The sequence below is a fragment of the Bacillus marinisedimentorum genome (assembly GCF_001644195.2).
Lineage (GTDB): Bacteria > Bacillota > Bacilli > Bacillales > Bacillaceae_O > Bacillus_BL > Bacillus_BL marinisedimentorum.
In genome coordinates this window covers 154236-175568 of record NZ_LWBL02000005.1, presented here as the reverse complement: position 1 = coordinate 175568, position 21333 = coordinate 154236, and the positions used below count along the sequence as shown (strand labels likewise).

Here is a 21333-nt window from a genome sequence, read left to right as displayed (position 1 = left end):
CGATTTGTTTTTACATATTACCTTATTTCTCGGGAAATAATGACACAGGCTTTTTTAAAGCCTGTGTTTTCTGTTTTGGTAACGGTGAAGCACTGAGTGACAAAAAATGACCGGGTTCTGCCTTAATGCGCAAATATAACTTCCGATCTGCAGCGTGTCAACTTTTACACAAACAGCCGCACATCCGCTTTTTGAAAATATTGTCGGACGATTTTTCAAGGAAATTCGATGGGGAAGGCGAATTCCAGGGTAAAGATGTTTCCTTGAAAGCGGTGATGAACATGTTTGTGGTTTCGCTAACAAAAATGATAGCAGGTGCGGGAAATGCTCCTCATCTACAGCCGTTATTCAAAAAACCAGAAATGATGATGTTCTTCTTTTCGGAAGAGGAGGCTGCAGCAGTGGAGTTGTCAGATAAAGGGCTGCGACTTTTATATGCGCTTCCGGACACATGCCCGGACATAATTATTCGCGGGTGCGATGGAGCGCTCGTGAATTTGATAACCGGAATGAAGCCGCTCCGCACCCTTGAACGGGATAAAGAGCTCTCAGTCAAGTGTACATTCAGGAATAAGCTCTGGCTGGAGTCCCTTTTTCTGATGAGCAAGCATCACGGCCAAAACATCATTTGAGCAGTGTGCCGAGTGATTGGATGATGTCCATGAAATCAGCACGGTCATCAAATGAGGCTTCGATTTCATGATGCTGGTTAAGCAAAAATGTGGCAGGCACCCCTGTGCATTGATAGGCATCATATGCGTTTGTCCCCTCATCCATAAGGATAGGGAATGTCCACTGCTGTTCGCGTGCCATCTTTAAAGCGTTTTCCGTACTGGCCTCACGCCCTGTTACGTTGATTGTAATGAATGCCAGGTCTGTTTCTGCAGGAAGTGTTTTATAAAAAGCATCTTTTTGAGGCAAATCCCGCTGGCAGTCCGGACACCATGATACCCAGAACGTGATCATGACATTTTTTCCTCTGTAGTCATCCAAAGATACAAGGTTTCCTGTTTGTATGTCCTTTAATGTGAACCCCGGTGCCTTCATCAAACCATCCTCCCAACTATAGCCGGTTTCCGCTGGGTAAGCTGCCGGCAGTGTTCTTCTTTTCATGTTAAACTTCATCAAGTTTCTGTTTCCCATCGTAAAGGAAAAGGCGGCTGTACGCAATTGTCAGCCCGTGTCGTTTAAGCTGTTTTTTTGGACTATTTTGTTGACAGCTAATGATAGGCGTGCTAATATCTTCATTAGTTTCAAAAACATTAGTCGTTTAACTCAATAAAGTGTGATTGACTCTTATCACGAGAGGTGGAGGGACTGGCCCGATGAAACCCGGCAACCGGCAGGCATGATGCTTGTAAAGGTGCCAATTCCTGCAAAGCTGAGGCTTTGGGAGATGAGAGAAAGGAATTGTTCATTAAACCTTTCTGCTCATCTGTGCAGAAAGGTTTTTTTATATTGAATGGGTGAACACTTTTTTTGGATGCGCCTTAAAATGCAGATGTCATTATTTATGGAAGAAATGAGGAAACAGCATGATACAGTTATCCAATATCGAGAAAGTCTTTAAGTCCAAAAAGGGACCGATCGAAGCTGTCAAAGATGTAAACCTTACGATCCAAAACGGTGAAATATACGGCATTATTGGATACAGCGGTGCAGGGAAAAGTACGCTGATCCGTATGCTTAATGGATTGGAAAAGCCTACAGGAGGCACAATCACAGTCGGTGATTGGAATATGAATACGTTATCCGGCCGTGAACTCAGGCTTGCCCGCCAGGAGATCGGAATGGTGTTTCAGCATTTCAATCTGCTCTGGTCACGAACGGTCTATGATAATATTGCATTTCCGCTCGAGATATCAAGAGTAGCCAAAAAGGAACGGAACGAACGGGTCCTCGAGCTGATTCGGCTTGTCGGCCTGCAGGGGCGCGAAGATGCATATCCATCTGAGTTGAGCGGAGGCCAGAAACAGCGTGTCGGAATCGCACGCGCCCTTGCCAATAATCCGAAAGTGCTGCTATGCGATGAAGCAACATCTGCACTTGACCCGGAAACGACCGATTCGATTCTTGACCTGCTCGTTGATATTAATGAGCGATTCGGCCTGACAATTGTGTTGATTACTCATGAGATGCATGTCATTCATAAAATCAGCCACCGGGTAGCGGTTATGGAAAACGGCCGTGTTGTTGAAGAAGGAAACGTTAGAGATGTATTCCGAAAACCGAAACAGCAAGTGACGAGACGGTTTGTGAAACAGGTGACCGAGCCTGATGAAGCTGAAGAAACGATTGAGCATCTGCTTGCCCAGTATGAACACGGCAAGGTTATTCAACTGACGTTCATCGGGAATGACGCGGAAGAGCCTGTCATAAATGAAACGATTAAGAAATTCGAAGTGATCGTCAACATTCTGCAGGGCAAAGTGCAGCAGACAAACAGCGGCACATATGGGACATTGTTTGTCCATTTCTCCGGAGATGATGATGAAGTGAACCGGGCAATCAGCCATATCAGGAAACGCGGAGTGGAAGCAGAGGTGCTGCAAAGTGTTTGAAAATGTCATTTGGGATAAAGTCTGGGAAGCGACGCTGGAAACATTGTATATGACTGTGATTTCTGTTGCCGCCACTTTCATTTTGGGGATTGTATTAGGCCTATTGCTGTTTTTGACCTCACGGGGAAATCTGTGGGAAAACAGGCTGTTGAATAGTATTATTGCAGGATATGTAAATATATTCAGGTCGATTCCTTTCATTATATTAATTATATTGCTGATTCCTTTTACAAAGCTGCTGGTCGGCTCAATGCTGGGAGCAAAAGCGGCATTGCCGGCGCTTATTTTCGGAGCGGCGCCCTTTTATGCCAGGATGGTGGAAATCGCCCTCCGTGAAATTGATAAAGGCGTCATCGAAGCCTCGCGGGCGATGGGTGCAAGTACATGGACAATCATATTCAAAGTATTTTTGCCGGAATCAATGCCGGCTCTTATATCCGGTATTACTGTCACCGCGATTGCACTTGTAGGCTACACAGCGATGGCAGGAGTAGTTGGAGCCGGCGGGCTAGGGGACCTTGCTTATCTTGAGGGATTCCAGCGCAGCCATAATGATGTGACAGTCGTCGCAACAATCGTCATCTTGCTCATTGTATTTGTTCTCCAATTTATTGGTGATATAGCAGTAAACAAAATAGATAAACGCTAGGAGGATTTTTCATCATGAAAAAACTAATTCTTACAATTAGCATTGTATTATTAATCGGGGTACTGGCCGCATGCGGCGGAAATGAAAGTGGAAGCGGAGAGAGCAAGAAGCTTGTTGTCGGTGCTTCAAATGTACCCCATTCAGAAATACTTGAAGAAGCCAAGCCGCTCCTTGAAGAAAAAGGCGTTGACCTTCAGATTGAAACATTCCAGGATTATATTCTTCCAAATAAGGCTCTTGAAGAAGGTGAGCTTGATGCAAACTACTTCCAGCACATACCATATCTGGAAGATCAGAAGAAAAAACACGGGTATGACTTTGTCAACGCTGGAGGAATCCATATTGAGCCTATCGGTGTTTATTCCCAGGAATATAAAAGCTTGAACGACCTGCCGGAAGGTGCAACGGTTGTCATGAGCAACTCTGTTGCAGACCACGGCCGCATGCTTTCCCTTCTGGAAGAAGAAGGCTTGATCAAACTTAAAGAAGGCGTGGAAAAAACGAACGCGACTCTTGAAGATATTGAAGAAAATCCGAAAAACCTGAATTTTAAGGCTGATATTGATGCCGGAATGCTTCCGCGTGCATATGAAAACAACGAAGGCGATGCTGTCCTGATCAATACGAACTATGCGATCGATGCAGGGTTGAATCCGATGGAGGATGCAATTGCCCTCGAAGGTTCAAATTCTCCTTATGTCAACGTCATCGCTGTCCGGGAAAAGGATAAGGATAATGAAAACATCAAGACGCTTGTTGAAGTGCTGCGTTCAGAAGAGATTCAGACCTTCATTGAAGAAGAATACAAAGGAGCTGTTGTTCCTGTTGACGGCGAGTAATTGCGAAACCCGGCTTATGCCGGGTTTTTTGTATGCCCTCAAGTGATTTACACTGGTTCCCGCCGAATTCCTTCGCCAAGATAAGAGGTCTATTTCCGTATTCAATAGGGGGTGCGTCCTGTGCAATTGCAAAAAGCAGCTAGTTCATGGCTGTTTTTCAACATTACATTCTGCAGCCCATAAAAAAGCGGGATAGTTCCTATTTATATGCATCATAATAATCACGAACCAAATTCAGATAGGAGTGAAAAGGATGTACCATGAACCACGCAATTCAACAGAAGCAGCTTTGCATGAATACAAAGAAGGGCTGGGGATCTTTACACAAAAAATGCCGGATATCGCCCGCCATTATAATGCATTTACCGAAACATGCTTTGAGGAAGGAATGCTGAGCCGCCGTGAGAAGCAGCTCATCGCCCTGGGAATCAGCCTTAATTCACAGGACGAGTATTGTATCATCTATCACGTGAAAGGCTGTCTGGACGAAGGGTGTTCAGAAGAAGAAATTCTTGAAGCGGTCGGAGTGACGGCAGCCTTTGGAGGCGGAGCTGCCATGAGCCAGGCGGTAACGCTTGTACAGGAAGCAGTATCTGAACTTACCGACCTGAAACAATAAGACTTCAACGATGCGAACTGAATTTTCTAACAAATCCCGCCCAAATAAGAGGATATGATTGCAAATGGGAGCAATAGTGCCCTTTATTCAGCTGAAGTATTCCGGTACCCCGCCAGCCTTTATTATCGTGAAATGTTTACGATATGGGTCTTTGTGGTAAATGTAGTAACGTGATACGATTAATCACGAAGTTAAAACCATTGAAAGGATGGGTTCATTATTAGTGACCTGGAGCTGAATTATACAGCTGAAATGGAAAAGGCGATGTATCAGTCTCATGGAATGGGATATGAGGAGTACGGGCGGAAGCTCGATAAACGCCTCAAGGTGGAAAAACGGCGTGAACAGGAATATGAAAAGAGTTTGCGTGTCGTAGATCAAGCCAGTCGCCGCATCGGATTTTAACTTGAAAATAACGATAAAGCCTATAGCATGATAAACAAGAAAAAAACCAGTTCGTATAACTGGTTTTTTTCTTGTTTATCCGTCATCATAGTGTAGGAAGCTGAAAACGGCACAAAATAAGCGGAGCCGGTTCTTCGCGTGCAGAATACTCTGGGGTGGAACCAGAGCTTCTGTCATGGAAAAAAATGTTTTAGGCTATTGAGGTTGATTATACTTTTCATTTGTTATAACATTGGAATGAGAATAGAATGAGAATACAGCAGTAATAATAAAATTCTAGAAAAAACCAGGAATATTAAGATTATTGGAGGTATAAAAATGGCAGGTTCAACACTTAAGATTGAGAATTTACACGTATCAATTGAGGGAAAGGAAATCCTCAAGGGCGTTAATTTAGAAATTAAAGGCGGGGAAATCCACGCTGTCATGGGTCCAAACGGAACAGGAAAATCAACACTTGCTTCAGCGGTCATGGGTCATCCCAAGTACGAAGTGACTGAGGGCACAATCACGTTTGACGGTCAAGATGTTCTCGAAATGGAAGTGGATGAGCGGGCGCGTGTCGGGATGTTCCTGGCTATGCAATACCCGAGTGAAATCGACGGCGTTACAAATGCCGACTTCCTTCGTTCCTCCATCAATGCACGGCGCGGGGAAGGAAATGAGATTTCGCTCATGAAGTTTGTTAAAACACTTGATAAAAAAATGGATTTCCTCGACATGGATCCAAATATGGCCCAGCGTTATCTGAACCAGGGATTCTCCGGCGGCGAGAAAAAGCGGAATGAAATCCTGCAAATGATGATGCTTGAACCGAAAATCGCAATTCTGGATGAAATTGATTCCGGCCTTGATATCGATGCGTTGAAAGTCGTTTCCAACGGCGTAAACGAAATGCGCGGCGAAGACTTCGGCTGCTTAATCATTACCCACTATCAGCGTCTGCTTAACTACATCACACCTGATAAAGTGCATGTCATGATGCAGGGCAGGATCGTAAAATCAGGCGGACCGGAACTGGCCCAGCGCCTTGAAGAAGAAGGATATGACTGGATCAAAGAAGAGCTTGGCATCGAAGACGAAACAGTAGGCCAGGAAGCGTAAGCGGAAGGGGGATGAACATGTCAGTGGATACGAAGTTACAATACGACCAGGACTACATTAAACAGTTTTCACAGAAAAATGGTGAACCCGAGTGGCTGACGCAATTCCGCCTTGATGCACTGGCAAAAGCGGAAGACCTGCCGATGCCCCGCCCGGATAAAACCAAAATCGATAATTGGAATTTCACGCAATTCAAGCATGATTCCTCTGGTGAAAAAATCAATTCTTTAGACGAACTGCCAGAAAAAATCAAATCGCTGATCGACCTTGAGGAAACGGACAGAAACCTGCTTGTACTGAGAAACAATGCACCTGCATTCAGTTCCCTTTCAGAAGAACTGAAAAACAAAGGTGTGATCTTCACGGATATGCTTACTGCAGCTAAGGAACACGGTGATCTTCTGAAAAAGCACTTCATGAAAGATGCCGTTAAAGTTGATGAACACCGGCTGACTGCTCTGCATGCCGCTCTTATGAACGGCGGGGCATTTGTCTATATTCCACAGGGTGTTGAACTGGAAACGCCTTTCCAGGCCGTTTTCTGGCAGGATGATGCTGAAGCGGCATTATTCAACCACGTGCTGCTGGTTGCAGAAGACAACAGCTCTGTCACCTATGTTGAAAATTATATTTCAACCGGGAATGGAGAAGCTTCTACAGTTGCCAACCTGATTACAGAAGCCATTGTCGGAGAGAATGCGAAAGTAAGCTACGGTGCTGTCGATACACTAGGAGAAGGTGTGACCGGATATGTGAACCGCCGCGGACGTGTTGGACGGGACGGTAAGCTGGAATGGGCACTTGGCCAGATGAATGACGGAAATACCGTTTCCGAAAATCTCACATATCTTATCGGTGACGGATCTTATGGTGATGCGAAAACGGTAACCGTCGGAAAAGCCAGCCAAAAACAAAACTTCACGACAAACATTACCCATTTCGGAAAAAATTCAGAAGGGTACATCCTGAAGCACGCAGTCGTGAAAGACAGCGCAACTTCCGTATTCAACGGCATCGGAAAAATTGAACACGGCGCATCCGGTTCAAATGCCGAACAGGAATCTCGCGTCCTGATGTTAAGTGAAAATGCACGCGGGGATGCCAACCCGATCCTGCTCATCGATGAAGATGATGTCACTGCCGGACACGCTGCTTCGGTAGGCCGGGTTGATCCGATTCAGCTATACTATCTCATGAGCCGCGGCATTACGAAACATGAAGCAGAGCGTCTCGTCATTCACGGATTCCTTGCACCGGTAGTCAAAGAACTTCCGATTGAAACTGTCAAAAAGCAGCTTGTGGAGGTCATTGAAAGGAAAGTAAAGAAATGAACGTAAATGAAATCCGCAAACAGTTCCCGATCCTTGATCAGGAAGTGAACGGAAACCGTCTCGTATACCTGGACAGTGCAGCGACTTCCCAAAAACCTGCTTCTGTAATTGAGACACTCGACAACTATTACCGGGAATACAATTCCAACGTTCATCGCGGCGTCCATACACTTGGAACGAAAGCGACCGATGCGTATGAAGGCGCCCGGGAGAAGGTCAGGAATTTCATTAATGCAGCGTATACGGAAGAAATCATTTTCACGCGGGGAACGACAACCGCAATCAATACGGTTGCACACAGTTACGGACGCGCAAACCTGTCTGAGGGTGATGAGATCGTCATCACCTATATGGAGCATCACAGCAACATTATTCCATGGCAGCAGGTTGCCCGGGCAACCGGTGCTGAATTGAAATATATCCCGCTGCAGGAGGATGGAACCATCAGCCTGGAGGATGTTGAGAATACAGTTACCGAAAACACGAAAATCGTTTCGGTCATGCAAGTTTCCAACGTCCTTGGCACAATCAACCCCGTCAAAGAAATAGCAGCCATTGCCCATAAGCATGGAGCCGTGATGATGGTGGACGGCGCCCAGAGCGCCCCGCACATGAAAGTCGATGTAAAGGAGCTTGATTGTGACTTTTTCGCCTTTTCTGCCCATAAAATGTGTGGCCCGACCGGAATAGGGGCATTGTATGGCAAGAAGGATTTACTTGAAAAAATGGAGCCGGTAGAATTCGGCGGCGAAATGATCGACTTTGTAAACTTATACGATTCCACCTGGAAAGAGCTTCCCTGGAAATTCGAAGGCGGCACGCCAATCATCGGCGGTGCCATCGGCATGGGGGCTGCCATTGATTTCCTGGAAGAGGTGGGGCTTGAAAATATTGAAGCACATGAACATCGCCTTGCCGAGTATGCCTTGAACAGATTACGTGAAATGGAAGATGTCGACGTATACGGACCAGATCAAAGGGCCGGGCTCGTCACCTTTAATCTGAAAGATGTCCATCCACATGATGTCGCGACCGTACTGGATGCGGAAGGCATTGCGGTCAGGGCCGGCCATCACTGTGCACAACCGCTCATGAAGTGGCTGAAGCAAAGTGCGACAGCCCGGGCCAGCTTTTACCTGTATAATACGGAAAAAGATGTGGATGCGTTTATCTCCGGCCTACAAAAGACAAAGGAGTATTTTTCATATGGCTTTTAACAACAACCTTGATACCCTTTACAGACAGGTGATCATGGATCATTATAAAAATCCGCGCAATAAAGGCGCGATTGCTGAAGACAGCGTCACAATCGCGATGAACAATCCTACTTGCGGAGACAGGATCCAGCTTCACCTCGAAGTGGAAGACGGTGTCGTAAAAGATGCGAAGTTCGATGGAGAAGGCTGCTCAATCAGCATGTCATCCGCATCCATGATGACCGAGGCAGTAAAGGGCCTGCCAGTTGAAAAAGCATTGAAACTTTCCTCCATTTTTTCTGATATGATGCAAGGCAATGATTATGACGAAGAAGACCTGGAACTCGGCGATATTGAAGCCCTGCAGGGAGTGGCCAAATTTCCTGCACGGATCAAATGTGCAACACTTGCCTGGAAAGCGATGGAGAAGGGTGTTCAGCAGGATGAAGACGAAAAGTAAACCGTCCGTATGTTAATGGCTTCCTGGCAACAGGGTGCAGGGGTGCCTCCCTGCCGCACGAAAAGATAAGGAGGGCGATTTCGGATGGCAAAAAATATGCCTGATATCAGTGAAGAGTATAAATATGGTTTCCACGATAAAGATGTTTCAATTTTCCGCTCTGAGCGTGGTTTGACAAAGGAAATAGTCGAAGAGATTTCACGCATGAAGGAAGAACCGCAATGGATGCTTGATTTCCGTTTGAAATCTCTTGAGCTATTTTATAAAATGCCGATGCCTCAATGGGGCGGTGACCTGAATGAGTTGAACTTCGATGAAATCACCTATTATGTAAAGCCTTCTGAGAAATCAGAGCGCTCATGGGATGAAGTTCCGGAGGAAATCAAACAGACATTTGACAAGCTCGGTATCCCTGAAGCGGAACAAAAATGGCTTGCTGGCGTATCCGCCCAGTATGAGTCAGAGGTTGTTTACCACAACATGAAGGAAGACCTTGAAGAAATGGGAATCGTCTTTAAAGATACCGATTCAGCACTCAAGGAAAATGAAGATATCTTCAAGGAACATTTCGGAAAAGTCATACCGCCTTCCGATAATAAGTTCGCAGCATTGAACTCAGCGGTATGGTCCGGCGGTTCTTTCATCTATGTTCCAAAAGGAGTTAAAGTGGATACGCCTCTGCAGGCTTATTTCCGCATCAACTCTGAGAATATGGGACAGTTTGAGCGTACGCTGATCATAGCCGATGAAGGCGCACATGTCCATTATGTAGAGGGTTGTACTGCACCTGTTTATACAACGAACTCCCTGCACAGTGCAGTCGTTGAAATTGTAATCAAGAAAGATGCGTACTGCCGGTACACGACCATCCAGAACTGGGCGAACAACGTGTATAACCTGGTAACGAAGCGTGCAGTTGCTGAAGAAAATGCGACAATGGAATGGATCGACGGGAATATCGGATCCAAGCTTACAATGAAGTATCCTGCTGTCATCCTGAAAGGGGAGGGCGCACGCGGCCTGACACTTTCCATAGCGATTGCCGGCAAAGGCCAGCACCAGGATGCAGGTGCCAAAATGATCCACCTTGCACCAAACACGTCATCCACCATCGTATCAAAATCGATTTCCAAGCACGGCGGAAAAGTGACCTACCGCGGCATCGTGCAATTCGGCCGCAAAGCGCAAGGGTCCCGCTCAAACGTCGAATGCGATACGCTTATCATGGATAACAAGTCAACGTCCGATACGATCCCGTACAATGAAATCATGACGGAAAACGTATCGCTTGAACACGAAGCGAAAGTTTCCAAAGTTTCCGAAGAACAGCTCTTCTATTTGATGAGCCGCGGCATTTCCGAACAGGAAGCGACTGAAATGATCGTTATGGGCTTCATCGAGCCGTTCACACGCGAGCTTCCAATGGAATACGCAGTTGAAATGAACCGCCTGATCAGCTTTGAAATGGAAGGTTCGATCGGCTAAATTATAATTGTGAGAAACCGGCATCTGTATTGGCAGATGCCGGTTTTTTGGTTGTATGCTGCAGGTGTATCGGGCGGCAATATGCACACATGCGGAATTTGGAAATGGGCAGGACGATGCGCTTGTTTGTGTATCGGCAGGCGATATGCCGGGAGGAGTCAGGATAAACAGTATATCGGCATGTGATATGACCTGGGAGCTGACCGGGCAACAGTATATCGGCATGTGAAATCTGGAAAGGTGTGCCTAACAGATTCCTGCCACGGCACTTTAAAACGCCGGGAACAGGTGCCGGTTAATCATTAAAAATGGTCAGATTGTGTATTGGAAAGCGCTATGCTGCACTTGGGGATGAGGCAACAGATGGGGCAGTGGTGTATAGCGGGGGGCGATATGCCTGATATTTGGACTGTATCGATTGGCATCAGGCGATATGCTTGAAAAGGCAGGGGGTTGACGCGAAACCTTGAAGTTGCGGCGTGAAAAGGGCCATTTGGCGCGTAAAGTACTTCATACGGCGTGAAACAGGTCCAGTTAGCCGTGAAAAAGCACCTGATCCGCGCGTAATCGGCGTTATCTGGCGTGAAAGCGGCAATCTGCTCTTAGCTTGAGGAACGGTTGGCGTGAAACGGCCAGGATATGGCGTGAAACTGGCCGGCTACGGCGTGAAAACCTCATGCTATGGCGCGAATACCACGGACCATGCCTGAATCGCAAACAGATCTCCTCAAATCACTTATGATTTTAATCAAAAGTGTGTTATATTTCATTTTAGCTGAAGCGCTGACTAACACGCAGGCTCCTGACAACAATTAATGAGAAAATTCCGCCTGGCTTCGCATTCCAAGCAAAAAACCACTATGCTCTTGCCGCACCACCTTCCAAGACAACACCTTATGCACAAAAAAGCACATCCCGCTAACAGCGGAATGTGCTTCAATTTTTATCTGTTATTCAACATGTGCCCATTTCAGAGAGAACTCAGGCCCGAATGGATGCAGGTAAAGGTCTTTAATGAACGAACGCTGCATATAGGCATTACCGCGCTGGTACATTGGCGTAATAGCGGCATCTTCCTCAAGAAGAATGCGTTCTGCTTCCTGAAGCATTTCCCAGCGCTTCTGGACATCGGTTTCCGACTGGGCGTCCTGAATCAATTTATCATATTCAGGATTGGAATAATCCATTTCATTATGAGGGTTCCCGGTTACAAACATATCAAGGTATGTCATCGGATCCTGGTAATCCGGTCCCCAGATGCTGAAGGAAATATCATAATCAAGTTTGGACTCAAGGGCGAGCTTTTGCTTGAAAGGCTGCTGCTTGATTGTCAATGTCAATCCTTCAAGGTTCTTTTCAAGCTGGTTTTTTATATATTCGCCGATTTTTTTACTTGATTCTGTATCAAAATTAAGGAATTCAAGTTCTGCCTGGTCTTTGCCCAGCGTTTGCAGGCCTTTCTGCCAGTGTTCTTTCGCCTTTTCGATATCGGTTTTGTTGAATTCAGGATATTTTTCCCGGAATCCTTCGCCATTTTCATTTGCTACAAAGTCTTTTGGTACAATGAAGTTTGCAGGGATGGAACCGTTGTTCAGGATGACGTCGATCATGCCCTGTTTATCCCAGCCCATGTTGATTGCAAGGCGGATGTCTTTGTTTTTAAGCAATTCATTTGTTTGATTCAAGCGGAAAAATGCGACTGTCGGATCTACAAATGTATTGAACTCTTTGTGATCTTTGTATTGATCGACATATTCAGCGGAAAGCACGGCACGGTCAATGTCGCCGGCTTCGTAAAGGTTTACGCGTGCTGAAGTGTCTTTTATGATGTTATAGTTTGCCTGTTCAAGTTTGACTGTATTTTTATCCCAGTATTCATCGTTTTTCACAAGCTTGAAGCCTTGACCCTGCTTCCAATCCTGCATTACGAATGGTCCATTGTACAGCATTTTATCGTCTTCGAGTGCAAATTGGCTGCCCTGTTCGTTCACATACTCTTCTTTTTGCGGATAAAACGTCGGGAAAGTGGTGAGGCTCAGCAAGTACGGAATCGGCTTGGAAAGCTCCACTTTCAGCGTATGGTCATCCACTGCTGTTACTCCAAGTTTTTCAACCGGCATTTCTCCAGCTTGAACGGCCGCAGCATTTTTGACCGGATCCATAATATACGCATATTCAGAAAGTGATTCGGGGTTGTTCACCTTTCTCCATGCAAACACAAAGTCATGTGCTGTTACAGGGGATCCGTCGCTCCACACAGCATCTTCCCTTAGAGTGAAGGTGTATGTAAGTCCGTCTTCGCTTTTCTGAACGTCTTTTGCCATGCCTTCAACAGGTTTATTGTCTTTGTCGAGGCGATACAGGCCCTCAAATACATTGTTCATAATGTTAAAGGAAACAGCATCAGTTGCCTGGGTAGTGTCCATGGATGGAAGTTCAGCAGACTCATACAGGTTCAATACCTGCTTTTCATTGCCGTCGTCACCGTTGCCGGCATTTTCATCATTGTTTTCTCCACCGCCGCAAGCTGCAAGGAACGTACTCATTGCAAGCAGAAGCGTAAGGAGGACTGGCCATTTTTTCAAGTGAAAAACCCCCTAGATATTTTTCTAATATAAATGCTTTGCAGCATCTTTATTAAGTATAATTCAGATTTTCTAAAATCCATTTATTTTTATTATTGTTAGTATTAAAAGGATTTATTCGATTGTAAGTGTTGTGAAAATTGGAATTTCTGAACACTTTATTTCCTGGATAAAAGATATTTTAATAAAACATTATTATAGAGGAAGGGATTCCATGATTTACATTGGTGTAACGGGATGGGGTGATCATGATACCCTCTACCCGCCAAATCAAAAAAGTCGTGATAAACTGAAAGTATATGCAGGGCATTTTCCGGTTGTTGAGGTCGATTCTTCTTTTTATGCGATTCCGGCCGAAAATACGGCGTTGAAGTGGCTTGAAGATACTCCAGACGGATTCTCGTTTGTCATTAAGGCGTATAGTGCGATGACCGGACATAAGAGAACAGATATCCCGTTTGAAAGCAAAGACGAAATGTATGATGCTTTTTTGTCATTTCTTGAACCTTTTGCAGGGCGGGAAAAGCTTGCGATGGTATTATTCCAATTTCCGCCCTGGTTCGATGCTGCAAAGCCCCATGTCGAGATCTTGCGTGATATTAAGCGGCGGATGGGAAGCATACCCGTTGCGCTGGAGTTCCGGAATCGGACGTGGTTTACGGATGCTTATTACAAAAAAACACTTGAGTTCATGCATAAGGAAAGCTGGATCCACAGTGTTGTCGACGAGCCGGATGCAGGGGTAAAATCGATTCCGACTGTTTTGAAGGCGACAGATCGGGAGAAAACGCTTGTGAGGATGCACGGCCGCAACCGCCATGGATGGAATGGGGCCGCAAAAGGGCAGAACTGGCGGGATGTCCGCTATTTGTACCGCTATAACAAAACCGAACTGCTCGAATGGAAAGAGAAGCTTTTTGCCCTTGAAAAGCAGTCAGGTGATGTATATGTCGTATTTAATAATAACTCGGGCGGGGATGCGGCGGATAACGCGAAAATGATGATTGAGCTGCTCGGGGTTTCCTATACCGAGCTTGCACCGCGGCAGCTTGATTTGTTCGAATAGGCGGTGTGCATATTGGTGGTTCTTATATTGATCTTGATCGGTGTCGTATCAGGGACAATCGGCAGCCTTGCGGGGCTTGGCGGTGGCATCATAACGGTTCCGGCCCTGCTGTTTTTGGGCAGCGCAACAAAACTGCTGCCGCCTGTAACCCCGCAAACGGCGGTCGGGACATCGCTCGCCGTCATTATTTTTACTGCGCTGTCTTCCGCTCTCAGTTATATGAAAGAAGGAGAAGTGGATTATCGGAGCGGATTGCTGCTTTTTGCAGGCAGCGGGCCGGCCGCTCTTGCCGGAGCCTGGTTTAACAAGTTTCTTGATATGAACCAGTTTTATTTCTATTTTGGAATATTTGTCATGGCGATGGCTGGAATGATGTTTTTGAAGGATCGGGCGAAGAAGCATCACCGGAATTCTGCAAAGTCTGTCCCGCTGTTTGGCGGCCTTGCTGTGGCTGTGGCTGTCGGCTTGATGTCTGGGCTATTTGGTATCGGCGGCGGGGCTTTGATGATTCCGGCAATGGTCCTTATTTTTATTTTACTATTCGCACTGCTGTGGCAACGTCCATGTTCATAATCTTTTTTTCCGCCGGACTTGGGACAATTGCCCACATTGCACTTGGTAATGTTTCCTTGCTGTATGCGGCGGGGCTGATTCCGGGAGCGTGGATCGGCGGCAAGCTTGGAGCAGGAATGAATAAACGGTTAAGGAGCCGGACAATTGAACTGGCTTTGAGGGTATTATTGGTTTTAATCGGCATCCAGCTGATGCTGAAAGGAAATTGATGAGAAGCGGGGGATGGAGAATGGAGACGAAACTGTATTTTTATCATTCCAACGATTTGCATAGCAATCTTGGCCAGTGGCCCAAAATGATGGATTATTTCGAAAGTGCCAGGGCGCTCCATGAACAAAAGCATGAAGCGGCCATGTTTTTTGATATCGGCGATCATGTCGACCGTTCCCATCCGATTACGGAATCATCGCTCGGTAAATTCAATGTCGAGCTGATGAATCTTGCCGGCTATGATTTTGTTACGTTCGGCAATAATGAAGGGATCACTCTTCCCCATGAGAGCCTGGATTCGTTGTATGAGGAAGCGAACTTCACCGTGCTCGGCGCCAATCTATATGATGTGGACGGAACGCGTCCTGACTGGGTGAAGCCTTATGGGGTGAAGGAACTTGAAGGCGGCATCAAAGCAGGCGTTATCGGTGTGACCGTGCCATTCAAGTCATTTTACAGGCAGCTCGGTTGGAAAGTCGAGGATCCTTTTGAGATGCTGCAGGACCTCATTATGGAAGTAAGGGAGAAAGCGGATATCATCATTCTCTTATCCCACCTCGGCATGAATGATGACCGCCGCATAGCGGAGCAGATGGCCGGGATTGATATTATTCTTGGCGGGCATACTCACCACCTGCTCAAAAATGGGGAATATGTGAATGGCACGCTGATCGGCCAGGCTGGAAAATTCGGGCATTACGTTGGACAGGTTGCTGTCACATATGATTTGGAAGAGGGGAAAATTACGGATAAGAAAGCCTGGGCTGTGCCTGTTGATAACATGGAAGGAAATCAGAAGGCTTTTTTCGAGCTGCAAAGACTTGAGAATGAAAGCAAGATCATGCTTTCTGAAACGATCACTGAACTGGATGAACCCTTGCCGGTTGACTGGTATGGCGAGACACGGTTTGCCAGCCTGCTGGCAGATGGATTAAAAGATTGGTGCAGTGCGGAAGCTTCCATGGTAAATGCAGGCGTCCTGCTGTCCGGGCTTGGGAAAGGCCCCGTATCAAAGGCCGACATCCACAAAGTATGCCCTCATCCGATTAATCCGTGCAAGGTCGAACTGCCTGGCGATAAGCTGAGTGAAGTCATACATCAGGCATTCACGGATGATATGCAGGGACTGAAAATCCGCGGCCTCGGTTTCCGCGGAAAAGTGATGGGACGCATGGTATTTTCAGGCATTGATGTAAAGACGAAAAAGATGGCGGATGGATTGACGCATGTCACAGAGATCAAAGTGAACGGAAATCCGATTGATGGAGATCGTATGTATGAAATCGCCACAGTCGACATGTTCACATTCGGTCCTCTTTATCCGGAAATCAGCCATTCTCCAAAAAAGCGGTACTATATGCCGGAAATGCTTCGTGATGTCCTCACATGGCAGCTTGGCAGGGTCTTTGGCTGAAACGGGCGCTGATATCGTGAACGTCTCCCTTCTTTCATCATAAATTGGTTATGAACGGAAGGAGGATGATGGAATATGGTCAGCATGTCCCCGGTCACCATTGCAGGGCACCAGTTTACAGCCGTGACTGTCAAGCTTCCGAAAACTAATTTAATGGCTGTCACAAGTGATAAGGGGTACATTATGTGCGGAGCACTTGATATCGCGTTATTTAATGAAAAGTTAAAAGACCGAGGCATTATCGCCGGCCGTGCCGTTGGTGTCAGGACAATCGACCAGCTGCTTGATGCGCCGCTGGAATCGGTGACAATTGAAGCGGAGCAGCACGGCATTACCGTTGGGATGAAAGGCAGGGATGCCCTGCTTAAAATGATATAAACAAAGGAAACCGACCGTCAATCCGGGCCGGATGATATAAGTTGGATGAACCGGTCCGGCAGCTTGCCGGGCCGGTTTCTTTTCGGTAGATAAGAAAGTTTTTTTGAAAGATCAATGTCCAGCTGCGAGTCCTGGCGGCTACCGTCATAAGCATTGCCCCCCCATGAAGGGAGAGAGCGCCCTTCCTGTTGCGGCCCTGCTTATGCGGGTCCCCCCACTTATCCTTATGCCGCTAAGCTGACGCATTGCGTTTTTCTTATGATTTCAAAAAATGTAGAATTACGGCGAATTATGGCAGAATCTCCGGTATAATCAGAGATGTACCCGGTTAATAAAGGAGCAGTCATATGAGACTCATATCAACAAAACAGCTAAAGCCCGGCGATCAGTTACATGATCCGGTATATAACGAACGCGGCGACACCTTGATTCAAAGGAAGATCCCCCTGACTGTACGAATGATCCAGAGGCTCATTGGAATGGGTATTTCCTTTGTGTATGTTGAGGATCCGGCTACTGAAGATGTGGTCATGGTGCATCCGATTTCGAAACAAACAAGAAGAAGAGCCGTTCAGCAAATCCGGACAACCTTTAATGGTTTCGAAGAAGAAAAGTTAAAAAAATCATTTCATCTTGATGAAGCCGTATCTGACTTTACGAATATTGTGAGGGATATTTTGAGTGACCTCCATAAAAACAAAGATGCAATCAACCTGCTGTCTGAGGTGATCGGCTATGACAGCTACATATTCAGTCATTCTGTCAATGTGACAATTTATTCACTTGCACTAGGATTGGAGATGAAAATGCCGCAGCGGCGGCTCGAAGAGATCGGACTTGGAGCGATCCTGCATGATATCGGTAAAATGTATGTGCCGCACCAGGTTCTTAATAAGCCTGGAAAACTGGATGAGCAAGAATTCCAGACCATAAAGGAACATACGACAAATGGTTTTCAGCTGCTTCGCAGCATCCCTGCTATTCCGCTTGTTGCCGCCCACTGTGCGTACCAGCATCATGAACGTCTTGATGGTTCAGGCTACCCGCGCGGCATTTCGTCTGAAGATATCCATCAATATGGAAAACTGATGGCAGTGACAGATGTATTTGATGCTGTGACTTCGAATCGGGTATACCGTCAGGCGATGCTGCCCCATGAGGGAATGGAGCTCTTATATTCCGGAGCCGGAACGCTGTTTGACTCCAGGGTTGTGGAAGCTTTCCGAAGAACGGTGGTGCTTTATCCAAACGGTATCACGATCAAATTGTCAGATGGGACTACAGGTGTTGTCATCCGGCAAAATAAAGGACTTACCGAACGGCCGGTCGTCCGTATTTTGGAAGAAGCGGGCAGAAAAATCCAGCACCCCTATGAAGTGGATCTAAGTAAGGAACTGTCTTTGATGGTTATTGAGTGTCATACTCAAATGAAAGAAGATGAATCAGCAGCATCCCTAAACACGCTGTGACACCAGTCAAGTATTGGATCACTTATGCTGGTAAAGCAATAATAAGTTGTACTTCTCTTCCTGGCCGGGTCATACCCTTTAGTAAAGAGGGAATCCCGTTACGTGCAGGAGGAGATTTTTTATGTCCCGTTTTCGCCGTAAAGGACCGCTGCCGTTCCGGCATGTTATCATTATTACCTTTGTTTTGTTCATCATCTTTACGGTCCAGGGTCTCTGGATCATTAACAGAGGAATCGAACCAGCTTTGATGAGTATTGCCGAAACCGAATCAATGCGGCTGGCACGCCAGGCGATCAACTACTCGATCAGTAAAAAGATTACAGAGGATGTAGAAGCTGAAGATTTGATAGAAGTGGTTGAAGATGAACAGGGGAGAATATCCACTGTTGGATATAATCGAAAAGTGGTAACCGACCTGCTGGCCAAAACTACCCTGAGAGTCCAAAATTACCTGGACAAAATCGGGGAAGGGGAAGAACCTGAAATTGGAGTCCCTCCCGAAATAGAAATCCAGACGGAGCCCGGCACGAATGAGTCGACAGGAATCATTTATGAGATTCCCCTCGGCCAGGCGACCAATAATGCCCTCCTTGCCAACCTGGGGCCGAAAGTGCCGGTCAGGTTCACGGCAATCGGAGACGTTCAGTCCAATATTAGTACAGATGTCACACCTTATGGCATCAATAATATGCTGCTGCATATTTCCATCCATTATGAAGTGAATGTTAAGGTCGTTATTCCTTTTTCGACCAAAACTGCAAAAGTAGCCACTGATATTCCGGTTGATATCCGTGTAATACAGGGAGAAGTCCCTTATTTCTACAACAGCAGTGAAGGAGGTGCTTCTCCTTCGTTCGAAATGCCGGTGGAATAACAACGTACGGTTTGCCGCAGGCTGTGTCTGACATCTGTCCGCATCCACTTTTTTCATTTTATTTTTCAATTGTTTTGCCGCTTGTGATTTGCTATACTGTTTCTATATGTAAACTGCATAACGCCTTATCAGAACGATGAGGTAGAGGTGCACAAAACATCAGTATGCTGTGCGAGGATGACAACGACGACCGCAGCTGAAAGGGTTTTGGGCCGAAGTGAAAATAGGTGTCTGAACTGTTTTTACTGGCAGTACTTTGAAAAAAGGTACTGTTGTCACTGCAATGCAACGCTGCAGTGGAGCGCTACTGATCGTGATGGAGGATAACACGGCATTACAAAGAGTAATGATGGTTATTTTCGATCCATCTTACTTTTTTTTTATTGCTTCTTTCCTTCTCTCCATCCTTTCGTATGCGAACCTCAAGGCAGCCAACAAACTAGGAGGTTTACTCATGGAAGGAACAATTATTTCCCTCATTCCGCCGCTGCTGGCATTAGTTATGGTAGTGATCACAAGGCGGGTATTATTATCACTTGGAACAGGCATCATTGCCGGTGCATTAGTTGTTTCCGATTTTTCCCCGGCAGGCACAGTCAAAAAAATTTATGACAGCTTTGCAGGAACGTTTGTATCTGACGGTGCACTAAATACATGGAATGTTTATATTCTGTTGTTCTTGCTGCTGCTCGGTATGATGACAGCATTCATTTCTATGGCCGGAGGCAGCCGCGCATTTGGCGAATGGGCCCTTAAACGGGTGAAAACCCGGGCTGGAGCCCAGATAGTTACAGCGATTCTTGGTGTATTGATTTTTATAGATGACTATTTCAACAGTCTTGCCGTCGGGCAAGTAAGCCGGCCGCTGACCGACCGTCATGGAGTTTCTCGGGCCAAGCTTGCTTATATTATCGATTCGACTTCGGCGCCAATTTGCGTCGTATCCCCTGTTTCCAGCTGGGGGGCGTATATTATCGCGCTAATAGGAACTGTACTGGCTACACACAGTGTAACTGGCTATAGTGCGTTTTCAGCTTTCATTGCCATGATTCCGATGAACATTTATGTGTTTATATCCATTTTGACAGTGTTTGCCGTTGCTATTTTCAACCTTGATTTCGGGGCAATGAAAATTCACGAAAAACGCGCTCTGAATGAGGGTCAAATGACGGACCCGGACCGCGGAAAAGTGCCTGGAGAATTGAAGGATGATCTTCCTGTCAGCGACAAAGGCACTGTAGGTGCACTTGTCTGGCCAATTGTGGTGTTAATCATCGCCACAGTCGGTTCGATGGTCCTGACTGGCCGCAGTGCAGCGATCGAAGCAGGTACGGAGGTAACGATCCTTACGATTTTTGAAAACACAGATGTAGCAGCTTCCTTGCTGTACGGCGGGCTGATCGGGCTTGCGGCGACAATCGCCTTCTACGTGAAAACCGCCGGGTTTAGCGGTTCGGTGTTTAAAACTGGTATAGTGGAAGGGATTCGTTCCATGCTTCCGGCTGTCTATATTCTTGTTTTCGCCTGGTCGATTGTTACGATCATTGATGAACTTGGCACAGGTGCCTATCTTGCAGGACTTGTTGAGCAATCCAATATGAATGTTGACTTCCTGCCGGTCGCCCTTTTTGCAGTGGCAGGCATTATGGCGTTCGCTACAGGGACTTCATGGGGAACGTTTGGCATCATGCTGCCGATCGCAGGTGAAATTGCGGCTGCTTCTGATATCACGCTGCTGCTCCCTTCACTGGCGGCTGTTCTTGCCGGATCCGTATTCGGAGACCACTGCTCGCCTATTTCTGACACGACGATTCTGTCATCGACGGGCGCAGGAAGTCATCATATTGACCATGTGATCACGCAGCTTCCATATGCAATCAGCAGTGCCGTTATCTCAGCAATCGGCTTTGTTGTCCTTGGCCTCACCGGAAGCACATGGATTGCCCTTGCAGTTGCCATCATTTTATTGGCGGCAGTTGTTGCGGTATTGAAATTAAGTGTCGGCAAATCCTACCGTGAAGCTAATGAAAGCGTATAATCCATTTTTTGCATAAACGCTATGCGGAATACGATGCACCGTATTTACTGTGCGGTGGTATAGTGTTAGTAGAGCAA

General features: G+C 46.4%; 21 protein-coding genes, 1 pseudogene and 2 riboswitches. Of the genes and pseudogenes, 20 read left to right on the top strand and 2 right to left on the bottom strand.

Annotation, left to right across the window (positions count from 1 at the left end; genetic code table 11):
• Positions 1 to 191 precede the first annotated feature (191 nt).
• On the top strand, positions 192 to 632 hold the full coding sequence (locus tag A4U59_RS21585; RefSeq protein WP_169823888.1) for a hypothetical protein: 441 nt from the start codon (positions 192 to 194) through the stop codon (positions 630 to 632).
• On the opposite strand, the gene A4U59_RS01315 is transcribed toward A4U59_RS21585, so the two are convergent.
• On the bottom strand, positions 625 to 1113 hold the full coding sequence (locus A4U59_RS01315; RefSeq protein WP_157888107.1) for a peroxiredoxin family protein: 489 nt from the start codon (positions 1111 to 1113) through the stop codon (positions 625 to 627). The two genes, A4U59_RS21585 and A4U59_RS01315, sit on opposite strands and share 8 nt — an antisense overlap.
• A gap of 180 nt (positions 1114 to 1293) precedes the next feature.
• A riboswitch (SAM riboswitch) is annotated at positions 1294 to 1403 on the top strand.
• Positions 1404 to 1535: 132 nt separating this feature from the next.
• Between A4U59_RS01315 and A4U59_RS01310 the strand changes: the two genes are divergently transcribed.
• From A4U59_RS01310 to A4U59_RS22300, 12 genes are all read left to right on the top strand, one after another.
• Positions 1536 to 2561 (top strand): methionine ABC transporter ATP-binding protein, encoded by a 1026-nt coding sequence (locus A4U59_RS01310; protein ID WP_070119483.1) that lies wholly within the window; start codon positions 1536 to 1538, stop codon positions 2559 to 2561.
• A 49-nt stretch (positions 2562 to 2610) separates the two neighbouring features.
• Positions 2611 to 3210 (top strand): methionine ABC transporter permease, encoded by a 600-nt coding sequence (locus A4U59_RS01305; protein ID WP_083270590.1) that lies wholly within the window; start codon positions 2611 to 2613, stop codon positions 3208 to 3210.
• A gap of 14 nt (positions 3211 to 3224) precedes the next feature.
• Positions 3225 to 4049, top strand: a complete 825-nt coding sequence (locus tag A4U59_RS01300) for a MetQ/NlpA family ABC transporter substrate-binding protein (RefSeq protein ID WP_070119481.1) — start codon at positions 3225 to 3227, stop codon at positions 4047 to 4049.
• Between the two features lie 253 nt (positions 4050 to 4302).
• Positions 4303 to 4668 (top strand): carboxymuconolactone decarboxylase family protein, encoded by a 366-nt coding sequence (locus A4U59_RS01295; RefSeq protein WP_070119480.1) that lies wholly within the window; start codon positions 4303 to 4305, stop codon positions 4666 to 4668.
• Between the two features lie 252 nt (positions 4669 to 4920).
• The gene (locus tag A4U59_RS21580; RefSeq protein WP_169823887.1) at positions 4921 to 5073 is read left to right on the top strand and encodes a YuzK family famiily protein; all 153 of its coding nucleotides are present in this window, start codon (positions 4921 to 4923) and stop codon (positions 5071 to 5073) included.
• A gap of 318 nt (positions 5074 to 5391) precedes the next feature.
• The gene (gene sufC, locus A4U59_RS01290; protein ID WP_070119479.1) at positions 5392 to 6177 is read left to right on the top strand and encodes a Fe-S cluster assembly ATPase SufC; all 786 of its coding nucleotides are present in this window, start codon (positions 5392 to 5394) and stop codon (positions 6175 to 6177) included.
• A gap of 17 nt (positions 6178 to 6194) precedes the next feature.
• On the top strand, positions 6195 to 7508 hold the full coding sequence (sufD, locus tag A4U59_RS01285) for a Fe-S cluster assembly protein SufD (protein WP_070119478.1): 1314 nt from the start codon (positions 6195 to 6197) through the stop codon (positions 7506 to 7508).
• Complete coding sequence (locus A4U59_RS01280; protein WP_070119477.1) at positions 7505 to 8725, top strand: cysteine desulfurase; 1221 nt, start codon at positions 7505 to 7507, stop codon at positions 8723 to 8725. The genes sufD and A4U59_RS01280 overlap by 4 nt, the downstream gene beginning before the upstream one ends.
• Positions 8715 to 9164, top strand: coding sequence for a Fe-S cluster assembly sulfur transfer protein SufU (gene sufU / locus A4U59_RS01275; protein WP_070119476.1), 450 nt, complete (start codon positions 8715 to 8717; stop codon positions 9162 to 9164). The genes A4U59_RS01280 and sufU overlap by 11 nt, the downstream gene beginning before the upstream one ends.
• An 84-nt stretch (positions 9165 to 9248) precedes the next feature.
• On the top strand, positions 9249 to 10649 hold the full coding sequence (gene sufB / locus A4U59_RS01270) for a Fe-S cluster assembly protein SufB (protein ID WP_070119475.1): 1401 nt from the start codon (positions 9249 to 9251) through the stop codon (positions 10647 to 10649).
• A 55-nt stretch (positions 10650 to 10704) separates the two neighbouring features.
• On the top strand, positions 10705 to 10878 hold the full coding sequence (locus A4U59_RS21575; protein WP_169823886.1) for a hypothetical protein: 174 nt from the start codon (positions 10705 to 10707) through the stop codon (positions 10876 to 10878).
• Positions 10879 to 11128: 250 nt separating this feature from the next.
• Positions 11129 to 11260, top strand: a complete 132-nt coding sequence (locus A4U59_RS22300; protein ID WP_281183297.1) for a hypothetical protein — start codon at positions 11129 to 11131, stop codon at positions 11258 to 11260.
• A gap of 339 nt (positions 11261 to 11599) precedes the next feature.
• Here the strand turns inward: A4U59_RS22300 and A4U59_RS01265 are convergent, their stop codons facing one another.
• Entirely contained in the window at positions 11600 to 13195 is a 1596-nt protein-coding gene (locus tag A4U59_RS01265; protein WP_070119517.1) for a peptide ABC transporter substrate-binding protein, read from the bottom strand.
• 253 nt (positions 13196 to 13448) lie between these two features.
• Here A4U59_RS01265 and A4U59_RS01260 point away from each other — a divergent pair, with 253 nt between their 5' ends.
• From A4U59_RS01260 to A4U59_RS01230, 7 genes and pseudogenes are all read left to right on the top strand, one after another.
• The gene (locus A4U59_RS01260; protein ID WP_070119474.1) at positions 13449 to 14300 is read left to right on the top strand and encodes a DUF72 domain-containing protein; all 852 of its coding nucleotides are present in this window, start codon (positions 13449 to 13451) and stop codon (positions 14298 to 14300) included.
• 12 nt (positions 14301 to 14312) lie between these two features.
• A pseudogene (locus tag A4U59_RS01255) lies at positions 14313 to 15082 on the top strand (sulfite exporter TauE/SafE family protein).
• A 20-nt stretch (positions 15083 to 15102) separates the two neighbouring features.
• Positions 15103 to 16497 carry a bifunctional metallophosphatase/5'-nucleotidase gene (locus A4U59_RS01250; protein ID WP_070119473.1) on the top strand — a complete coding sequence of 465 codons (1395 nt, stop codon included), beginning with the start codon at positions 15103 to 15105 and terminating at the stop codon, positions 16495 to 16497.
• 75 nt (positions 16498 to 16572) lie between these two features.
• On the top strand, positions 16573 to 16875 hold the full coding sequence (locus tag A4U59_RS01245) for a YunC family protein (RefSeq protein WP_070119472.1): 303 nt from the start codon (positions 16573 to 16575) through the stop codon (positions 16873 to 16875).
• A gap of 347 nt (positions 16876 to 17222) precedes the next feature.
• Positions 17223 to 18344 carry an HD-GYP domain-containing protein gene (locus A4U59_RS01240; protein WP_070119471.1) on the top strand — a complete coding sequence of 374 codons (1122 nt, stop codon included), beginning with the start codon at positions 17223 to 17225 and terminating at the stop codon, positions 18342 to 18344.
• A gap of 121 nt (positions 18345 to 18465) precedes the next feature.
• Complete coding sequence (yunB, locus tag A4U59_RS01235) at positions 18466 to 19218, top strand: sporulation protein YunB (RefSeq protein ID WP_070119470.1); 753 nt, start codon at positions 18466 to 18468, stop codon at positions 19216 to 19218.
• A gap of 134 nt (positions 19219 to 19352) precedes the next feature.
• Positions 19353 to 19533, top strand: a riboswitch (Lysine riboswitch).
• A gap of 139 nt (positions 19534 to 19672) precedes the next feature.
• On the top strand, positions 19673 to 21256 hold the full coding sequence (locus A4U59_RS01230; RefSeq protein WP_070119469.1) for a Na+/H+ antiporter NhaC family protein: 1584 nt from the start codon (positions 19673 to 19675) through the stop codon (positions 21254 to 21256).
• The last annotated feature ends 77 nt before the right edge of the window (positions 21257 to 21333 follow it).

Excerpts from the sequence above, each read along its gene's own strand:
- A4U59_RS01310 (WP_070119483.1), top strand. The coding sequence starts at position 1,536 with ATGATACAGTTATCCAATATCGAGAAAGTCTTTAAGTCCAAAAAGGGA.
- A4U59_RS01315 (WP_157888107.1), bottom strand. The coding sequence starts at position 1,113 with ATGAAAAGAAGAACACTGCCGGCAGCTTACCCAGCGGAAACCGGCTAT.
- A4U59_RS01240 (WP_070119471.1), top strand. The coding sequence starts at position 17,223 with ATGAGACTCATATCAACAAAACAGCTAAAGCCCGGCGATCAGTTACAT.
- sufB (WP_070119475.1), top strand. The coding sequence starts at position 9,249 with ATGGCAAAAAATATGCCTGATATCAGTGAAGAGTATAAATATGGTTTC.
- A4U59_RS01245 (WP_070119472.1), top strand. The coding sequence starts at position 16,573 with ATGGTCAGCATGTCCCCGGTCACCATTGCAGGGCACCAGTTTACAGCC.
- A4U59_RS01305 (WP_083270590.1), top strand. The coding sequence starts at position 2,611 with ATGACTGTGATTTCTGTTGCCGCCACTTTCATTTTGGGGATTGTATTA.
- A4U59_RS01265 (WP_070119517.1), bottom strand. The coding sequence starts at position 13,195 with ATGAGTACGTTCCTTGCAGCTTGCGGCGGTGGAGAAAACAATGATGAA.
- A4U59_RS21580 (WP_169823887.1), top strand. The coding sequence starts at position 4,921 with ATGGAAAAGGCGATGTATCAGTCTCATGGAATGGGATATGAGGAGTAC.
- A4U59_RS01230 (WP_070119469.1), top strand. The coding sequence starts at position 19,673 with ATGGAAGGAACAATTATTTCCCTCATTCCGCCGCTGCTGGCATTAGTT.
- A4U59_RS01300 (WP_070119481.1), top strand. The coding sequence starts at position 3,225 with ATGAAAAAACTAATTCTTACAATTAGCATTGTATTATTAATCGGGGTA.
- sufU (WP_070119476.1), top strand. The coding sequence starts at position 8,715 with ATGGCTTTTAACAACAACCTTGATACCCTTTACAGACAGGTGATCATG.
- sufD (WP_070119478.1), top strand. The coding sequence starts at position 6,195 with ATGTCAGTGGATACGAAGTTACAATACGACCAGGACTACATTAAACAG.
- A4U59_RS21575 (WP_169823886.1), top strand. The coding sequence starts at position 10,705 with ATGCTGCAGGTGTATCGGGCGGCAATATGCACACATGCGGAATTTGGA.
- A4U59_RS01280 (WP_070119477.1), top strand. The coding sequence starts at position 7,505 with ATGAACGTAAATGAAATCCGCAAACAGTTCCCGATCCTTGATCAGGAA.
- A4U59_RS01295 (WP_070119480.1), top strand. The coding sequence starts at position 4,303 with ATGTACCATGAACCACGCAATTCAACAGAAGCAGCTTTGCATGAATAC.
- A4U59_RS01250 (WP_070119473.1), top strand. The coding sequence starts at position 15,103 with ATGGAGACGAAACTGTATTTTTATCATTCCAACGATTTGCATAGCAAT.
- A4U59_RS01260 (WP_070119474.1), top strand. The coding sequence starts at position 13,449 with ATGATTTACATTGGTGTAACGGGATGGGGTGATCATGATACCCTCTAC.
- yunB (WP_070119470.1), top strand. The coding sequence starts at position 18,466 with ATGTCCCGTTTTCGCCGTAAAGGACCGCTGCCGTTCCGGCATGTTATC.
- sufC (WP_070119479.1), top strand. The coding sequence starts at position 5,392 with ATGGCAGGTTCAACACTTAAGATTGAGAATTTACACGTATCAATTGAG.